Raw genomic sequence first — 7729 nt, forward strand, 5'->3', positions numbered from 1 at the left:
AATTGTCTTTGCGCTTTTTTTTGAAATATTATCCAATGGTCTTTTTGCCACCCATATAAGGCTGCAATACTTCTGGAATGTTGATTGAACCGTCTTTTTGCTGATAGTTTTCAAGCAAAGCTGCCACAGTACGACCAATGGCTAGTCCACTGCCATTTAATGTGTGAACAAATTCTGGCTTGCCTGTTGCTTCACGACGGAATTTAATATTCGCACGTCTTGCTTGGAAATCTTCAAAATTACTGCAAGAAGATATTTCCCGGTATGTTTCTTGGCTCGGGATCCATACTTCGATATCGTATTTTTTCGCAGCTGTAAATCCAAGATCGGCTGTACACATCTTCAATACGCGATATGGCAGTCCTAAAAGTTGAAGTACCTTTTCCGCGTGACCAGTCAATTTCTCAAGTTCGTCATAAGAATCCTCTGGCTTTACAAAGCGTACTAGTTCAACTTTATTGAATTGATGTTGTCTGATTAATCCTCGTGTATCACGCCCTGCAGAACCCGCTTCAGAGCGGAAATTCGAGCTGTAAGAAGCAAAGGCTTGTGGTAACATGTCTGCCGTTAAAATTTCATCACGGTAAAAGTTGGTGACCGGTACTTCCGAAGTCGGAATGAGGAAATAATCTTCTTTCTCGATTAAGAACGCATCTTCTTCAAACTTCGGCAATTGACCAGTACCCGTTAAGCTTTCACGGTTAACCATATAAGGCGGTAACATTTCTTCATAACCATGCTCTTCTTGGTGAAGGTCCATCATAAAATTGATCAATGCGCGTTCTAAGCGAGCGCCTAGTCCGCGGTAAAAGACAAAACGGCTGCCTGTTACTTTCGCTGCGCGCTCAAAGTCAATGATGTTTAAATCCGTCCCCAAATCCCAATGTGGCTTAACTTCAAAATCAAACGCTGGCTTGTCGCCCCATGTGCGGATTTCTTCATTATCGTCTTCAGAATCGCCAAATGGAACACTGTCATGCGGAATGTTCGGAACACGCATCATAATATAATTTAAGCTTTCTTCTACTGCTTTCAACTCTTCATCAATCACTTTGATTTGATCGCCAACTTCACGCATTTTTGTAATGGCTTCGTCTGCATTTTCTTTTGCACGTTTCATCGCTGCGATATTTTGAGACGCTTCGTTGCGCTCTGCCTTTAATTTTTCTGTTTGTGCAATTAGTTCACGACGTTTTACATCTAATCCTTCAAAATCATCAAGCACAGAAATATCTTCTCCGCGCTTTGCAAGTTTTGCTTTTACTTCTTCAAAATTGGCACGTACAAAACGAATATCTAACATACCGTTTCCTCCTCAAGTTTTAATAACAAAAAAAGACAACAAAAATAGCCCCCATCCCTTGGTAAAGGGACGAGAGCTACCCGCGTTGCCACCCTGATTGATCGGCAAAAGCCAATCCTCTTCATCACATAACGGCATTAAAACCGGCAATGGCTTTTTTCGCCATGCAACTCCGGGGTGGATTCAAATGTGTTTTTCACCGGTTCGCACCAACCACCGGCTCTCTTTAGAAAAACATTCATTTTACTATTTCCCATCAACGTTTCGTCTTTTAAATTAATCATACTTTACTATAAGTTGATGGGTTTGGCAAGAGAAGGTCTGACTTGTCTTGAATCATGCTTAAAAAATAATCGGTAATGCGGTGATCATCTGTCAATTCGGGATGGAATGAACAGCCAAGAAATTGGCCATCTTTCGCCATCACAATTTTTTCATTATGCACGCATAACACTTCGGTTTCTTCTCCGACACTGACAATATGGGGCGCTCGGATAAAGACGGCTTCAAAAGGTCCATCAATATCTCTAATCTCAAGCGGTGCTTCAAAACTATCCACTTGTCGCCCAAACGAATTTCGTTCAACGGTAACATCCATCACACCTAAATGTGCATCTTGGTTACCAACGACTGTTTCAGCAAGTAGTATCAATCCCGCACACGTGCCAAACATCGGTTTTCCAGTTTGGGCAAACTCACGAAGTGGTTCCATCAAACCGTAGTGATCAATTAAACGGCGCATCGTCGTACTTTCTCCGCCAGGTAAGATTAACCCGTCTAAATTTTCAAGGTCTTTTGGCCATTTAACAGCAATCGCTTCCGCTCCGCACGCTTGAACCGACTTGATGTGTTCACGAACAGCTCCTTGCAATGCAAGAACTCCCACTCGTTTCATCTTACCAGCCTCGCTCTTGCATACGTTCGCCTGCAGCAATCGTCGAAATTTCAATGCCTTTCATCGCAATGCCAAGATCTTTTGATAACTCAGCGATCAATTTGTAATCTTGGTAATGTGTCGTCGCTTCCACAATCGCCCGTGCAAATCGTTCAGGGTTGTCTGATTTGAAAATACCTGACCCAACAAACACGCCGTCTGCTCCTAATTCCATCATTAACGCAGCATCTGCAGGTGTGGCAATCCCACCAGCTGCAAAGTTAACTACCGGCAAACGCCCTAAACTTTTAACTTCTTTTAAAAACTCATAAGAAGCTCCTAAATTACGCGCTTCTGTCATTAATTCATCTTCGCTCATCGCAACCACTTTACGGATTTCTGCATTTACTTGTCGCAAATGACGGACCGCTTCGACGATATTTCCTGTGCCCGGTTCGCCTTTTGTCCGTAGCATTGAAGCTCCTTCACCAATTCGACGAGCCGCTTCACCTAAATTACGACACCCACAAACAAATGGTACGGTGTATTGGTTTTTCAGTAAATGAAATTCTTCATCGGCTGGCGTCAACACTTCACTTTCATCAATATAATCGACACCCATCGCTTCTAAAATACGAGCTTCCACAATATGACCAATACGTGCTTTTGCCATTACTGGAATTGATACTGCTTTCATTACTTCTTCGGTGATGCGTGGATCTGCCATACGCGCGACCCCGCCATCTCTACGAATATCAGAAGGCACTCGTTCAAGTGCCATAACAGCAGTAGCTCCTGCAGCTTCTGCAATACGTGCTTGTTCTGCGTTGACCACATCCATGATCACGCCACCTTTTTGCATTTCAGCCATACCTCTTTTTACACGATCTGTTCCTTGCTCAGTCATTTGTGAATTCCTCCTAATTTGTTGATAAATTCAGTATAATAGAGATTGACCATATAAAAAGACTCAGTTATAATCATTTTAATAGGGTCAGTTGGAGGAATTCACATGGATATGCTGATGTTTCAGCTTCAAAAACAATCACAAACCCCTTTATATAAGCAGCTTTATCGTGAAATAAAAAAAGCCATTATCGAAGGTAAAATACTTGTCGACACTAAATTACCAAGTAAACGTAAATTAGCCGACTACCTACAAATTAGTCAAACAACGGTAGAACTTGCATACGCTCAACTAGTAGCTGAAGGGTTTATAGAATCACGGCCACGCAAAGGATTTTATGCCCAGCCGGTTGAAGAACTCGCCTATTTGGATATGCCGCATGATGAACCCGTTGTAGAAGAACCTGTTTCATATAAAATAGATTTCAACTCTGGTAGTATCGATACGCAGTCTTTTCCTTTTTTAACTTGGCGGAAATTAACCCGTGATATTTTAGATGATTCCAATCACGAATTATTATTATCAGGTCATCCTCAAGGAGACGATATCTTACGTCAAGAAATTACTCGTTATTTGTATCAATCACGTGGCGTTGTTTGTCAACCAGATCAAATTGTCGTTGGTTCGGGAACAGAACAATTATTGCCTTTATTGATTCGACTGCTTGATAAAAAACTGGTTTATGGCTACGAAAATCCTGGTTACGCCCTAACGCATAGCATTTTCAATCATCACGATCGCCAAGCAATTCCTATTGACTTAGAACCGGATGGATTGAATATTAGCCAATTAGAAGCCTCTATCGTTGATGTAGCTTATGTAACTCCTTCACACCAATTTCCATCTGGCTCGGTGTTGAGTGCTACAAAACGAGCACAATTACTTAACTGGGCAGCAGCGAAACCCGAGCGGTATATAATTGAAGACGATTATGACAGTGAATTTCGTTATACCAGTCAGCCGATTCCAGCTCTACAAAGCATGGACTTAAGTGACCGCGTCATTTACATTAGTACTTTTTCTAAATCGCTCATGCCTTCTTTGCGGCTTGCTTATATGGTATTGCCTAAACGATTGTTGCCGGCGTATCAACAAACCTTTAGGCACTACTCTTCATCCGTTCCGAGACATGATCAACACATGGTCGCCAAATTTATGAAAGATGGTCATTTCGCACGTCACTTGAACCGCATGCGTAAGTTGTATCAAAAAAAAATAAAACAGCTTAGTTTATCTCTCGCTCCTTTTGCTCCAGCTGTGACGCTTTCTGGCGAACAAGCAGGTATGCATATTGTCTTGACCCTTCAAACCACATTGAACGAAAACGAGTTGGTACAGCGTGCTAAACAAGTGGGAATTCGCGTCACTGGCTTACATTCTTATGATGTTCACAAAAAAGATAGCAGTTTCCCAAAAATCGTTCTTGGATTTGGTGGCTTGTCAGAAGAAGAAATTCACGCTGGAATTACTGAATTAATGTCTTGTTGGGAAATTCATTAAAAAAAGCCGTTCATCCGAAAAGATGAACGGCTTTCCTATTAAAACAACCCTTTTACAAAATTGCTGGCATCATCCCATACAGAAGACAAAAATTCTCCCGCACTACGGAATGATAAAGATACCCAATTTGCACGTTTCACTGACTCAGTTGTAGCAACTTCAATGCTAGTTTCATTGCCATTTAAATAGCCATATTCTGTTCCTTCAGTTTTAGTAAACTGAATGGCTCCTACCACTAAACCTTCTTCTACATCAGCTTCTAACTTGCCATTTTGAACGACTGAATCATCTAATACTAATGTTGGTTGATACAATTCTTTATCCGCCGTCCGAACCATCATCGTAACTGGTTCTTTTACCGCAATTGCCACTTTTTCTTCTACACCTTTTTCAACTTCTAGCGTGTCTTGTTCTTTAAACTGATAGCCTGCTGGAATAAGCTCTTCTTTTGTAAATTCATCGAAACCATAATCGAATAACACACGAGTTGCATCAAATCTTGCCTTATAAGACCCAGCCCCTTCGCTGTCCACGGCTCCCATCACTACAGCGATAAAACGTGTATCGTCACGCTTTGCTGTCCCTGCAAACGAATACCCAGCAAAATCGGTACTGCCAGTCTTTAATCCATCGACGCCTTCATATTCATAAATCAATCCTGGAAGCATCGAATTCCAGTTTTCCATACGAGTTTCGTCTGACGTGCCTTCACGAAACATTTTCAAAGGAATTTTTGTCGTTTCTAATACTTCCGGATAATCATCCAATAAGATTTTCGTTAATTTGGCAACTGCACGTGCCGGCATAATGTTTTCATCTGTTTCTTTCGTACCTTCTGGATGCATCCCCATCAAACTTGAATTACTAAGACCCGTTGAATTGACGAAAGTCGTTTCTTCTAAGCCCATTTCTTTGGCTTTTTCATTCATTAACTCAACAAATTCACTTTCTGTGCCGGCAATGGTTTCAGCAATGCCGATTGTTGCAGCATTGGCAGAGAATATAGCCATTGCTTCATACATTTCTTTAATCGTATAAGAACCGTCTTCGCGGAACGGTACATTGCTCAAGCGCATGTCTTGAGAAATTCGATAAGTATAATCCGTTACTTGATACTCCTGATCCCATGCAACCTTGCCTTCTTCAATTGCTTCAAACAATAAATACTCGGTCATCATTTTGGTCATACTGGCAACCCCTAAAGGTTTTTCAGCATTTTTCTCGTATAAAATTTTACCACTTTCAGCGTCCACTAAAATTGCAGCTTCTGCCATTATCGTTAACGACTCCTCAGCATTTACTTGTTGCGGAGTAATTCCAGTTATCATAAATACAGCTAGTAACGCTATCAGTAGTCCTTTATTCACCAAATTTTTCACTTGTTTAAATACCCCCATCTAAAAGTTTCCACATGCTATTTTATCATATTCACTAGAGTCAAATACAAAAACATCAAAAAAGCACCCGATTCATCAATAAAGATGATGAATCGGGTGCTTTTAGTGCGTTAAATTGAGTAGTTAGGAGATTCTTTCGTGATTTGTACATCATGAGGATGACTTTCACGTAAACCGGCTCCAGTCATACGGATAAATTGTGCTTCTTCACGTAAAACCTGTAAATCTTTTGTTCCGCAATAACCCATTCCTGCACGAATACCACCTAACAATTGGTGAATCGTATCAGATAGAGGTCCTTTATATGGCATGCGACCTTCAATACCTTCTGGTACTAGTTTTTTGGCATCGTCTTGGAAATAACGGTCTTTTGAACCTTTTTCCATTGAAGCAATTGATCCCATTCCACGATACGTTTTAAAACGACGACCTTGGAAAATTTCAGTATCTCCAGGGCTCTCAGTCGTACCAGCTAGCAAGCTACCTAGCATAACTACGTGTCCACCAGCTGCTAATGCTTTGATGATATCTCCAGAATATTTGATTCCGCCATCAGCAATGACTGCTTTGCCGTGTTTACGAGCTTCTGTTGCACAGTCATACACAGCTGTTATTTGAGGAACCCCAACACCTGCTACAACACGAGTTGTGCAAATAGAACCAGGTCCGATACCAACTTTAACTACGTCCGCACCAGCCTCGATCAATGCCTTTGTGCCTTCAGCAGTAGCTACGTTTCCAGCGATAATTGCTAATTCCGGATACGTTGCACGAATTTGTCTAACCATTCCTAAAACGCCTTCTGAATGACCATGAGCTGTATCTAATACGATAACATCTACTGAAGCTTTAACTAGTTGCTCAACGCGTTTCATTGTATCTGAAGTTACACCGACAGCCGCCCCTACTAGCAGACGACCATGGCTGTCTTTTGCAGCATTCGGAAATTCAATCACTTTTTCAATATCTTTAATTGTGATTAATCCTTTTAAGACGCCTTCGCTATTAACGATTGGCAATTTTTCAATTTTGTATTGCTGTAAAATCTTTTCAGCATCTTCTAATGTTGTTCCGACTGGAGCAGTTACTAATTGTTCTTTAGTCATTACATCATTAATTTTCAAAGAGTAATCTTGGATAAAGCGCAAATCACGGTTCGTAATAATTCCGACAAGTTTTAGCTCATCTTCATTGTTTACAATTGGAACACCTGAAATTCGATATTTCCCCATTAAATGTTCAGCATCATAAACTTGATGGTCAGGAGTCAAAAAGAAAGGATCTGTAATTACGCCGTTCTCAGAACGTTTTACAGTCACGACCTGTTCCGCTTGTTCTTCAATACTCATATTTTTATGAACAATCCCTAACCCGCCTTGACGAGCCATAGCAATCGCCATTTTCGCTTCTGTTACTGTATCCATCCCTGCACTGATTACTGGAATTTTCAATTTAAGAGTTGGTGTTAATTCAACTGCTAAATCAATGTCTTTCGGTAAAACCTCTGAATGAGCTGGTACAAGTAATACATCATCAAACGTTAAGCCTTCTTTTACAAATTTTGACTCCCACATAAATAAACGCGCCTCCTGCTTCCTTTAAATATTATTGTTAAGGTTATCAGCGTCCATATGGTGTGTCAAGAAACTACTAAAAGAAAAAAAATTTAGAATAATTAATCAAAAGTTTTCAGATGTTTTTATTTTTTCTACTTACGAGTTTTATCGAGAAGTTTCTTATTTTTAAAC

General features: G+C 40.6%; 6 protein-coding genes and 1 other annotated feature. Of the genes, 1 reads left to right on the top strand and 5 read right to left on the bottom strand.

All coding sequences use genetic code 11. The annotated features are described in order from the left end of the window. Window positions 1-28 precede the first annotated feature (28 nt). The 3 genes from serS to pdxS form a co-directional block, all read right to left on the bottom strand. Complete coding sequence (gene serS / locus GPDM_RS12440; protein WP_008431884.1) at window positions 29-1303, bottom strand: serine--tRNA ligase; 1275 nt, start codon at window positions 1301-1303, stop codon at window positions 29-31. Between the two features lie 62 nt (window positions 1304-1365). Further along, window positions 1366-1572: a binding site (T-box leader), on the bottom strand. 11 nt (window positions 1573-1583) lie between these two features. Further along, window positions 1584-2198: a pyridoxal 5'-phosphate synthase glutaminase subunit PdxT gene (pdxT, locus tag GPDM_RS12445; protein WP_008431886.1), complete on the bottom strand. Its 615-nt coding sequence runs from the start codon at window positions 2196-2198 to the stop codon at window positions 1584-1586. Window position 2199: 1 nt separating this feature from the next. After that, window positions 2200-3084, bottom strand: coding sequence for a pyridoxal 5'-phosphate synthase lyase subunit PdxS (pdxS, locus tag GPDM_RS12450; RefSeq protein WP_008431888.1), 885 nt, complete (start codon window positions 3082-3084; stop codon window positions 2200-2202). A 105-nt stretch (window positions 3085-3189) separates the two neighbouring features. Between pdxS and pdxR the strand changes: the two genes are divergently transcribed. Further along, window positions 3190-4584: a MocR-like pyridoxine biosynthesis transcription factor PdxR gene (gene pdxR, locus GPDM_RS12455; protein ID WP_008431890.1), complete on the top strand. Its 1395-nt coding sequence runs from the start codon at window positions 3190-3192 to the stop codon at window positions 4582-4584. A 38-nt stretch (window positions 4585-4622) separates the two neighbouring features. On the opposite strand, the gene GPDM_RS12460 is transcribed toward pdxR, so the two are convergent. Together GPDM_RS12460 and guaB are read right to left on the bottom strand one after the other, a co-directional pair. Further along, window positions 4623-5981 (bottom strand): serine hydrolase, encoded by a 1359-nt coding sequence (locus GPDM_RS12460; RefSeq protein WP_008431892.1) that lies wholly within the window; start codon window positions 5979-5981, stop codon window positions 4623-4625. A gap of 110 nt (window positions 5982-6091) precedes the next feature. Continuing rightward, a complete protein-coding gene (gene guaB, locus GPDM_RS12465) occupies window positions 6092-7555 on the bottom strand; it encodes an IMP dehydrogenase (protein WP_008431894.1) in 1464 nt (487 codons plus the stop codon). Between the last annotated feature and the right edge of the window lie 174 nt (window positions 7556-7729).

It is taken from the genome of Planococcus donghaensis MPA1U2, assembly GCF_000189395.1.
In the GTDB taxonomy this organism is placed as follows: domain Bacteria; phylum Bacillota; class Bacilli; order Bacillales_A; family Planococcaceae; genus Planococcus; species Planococcus donghaensis_B.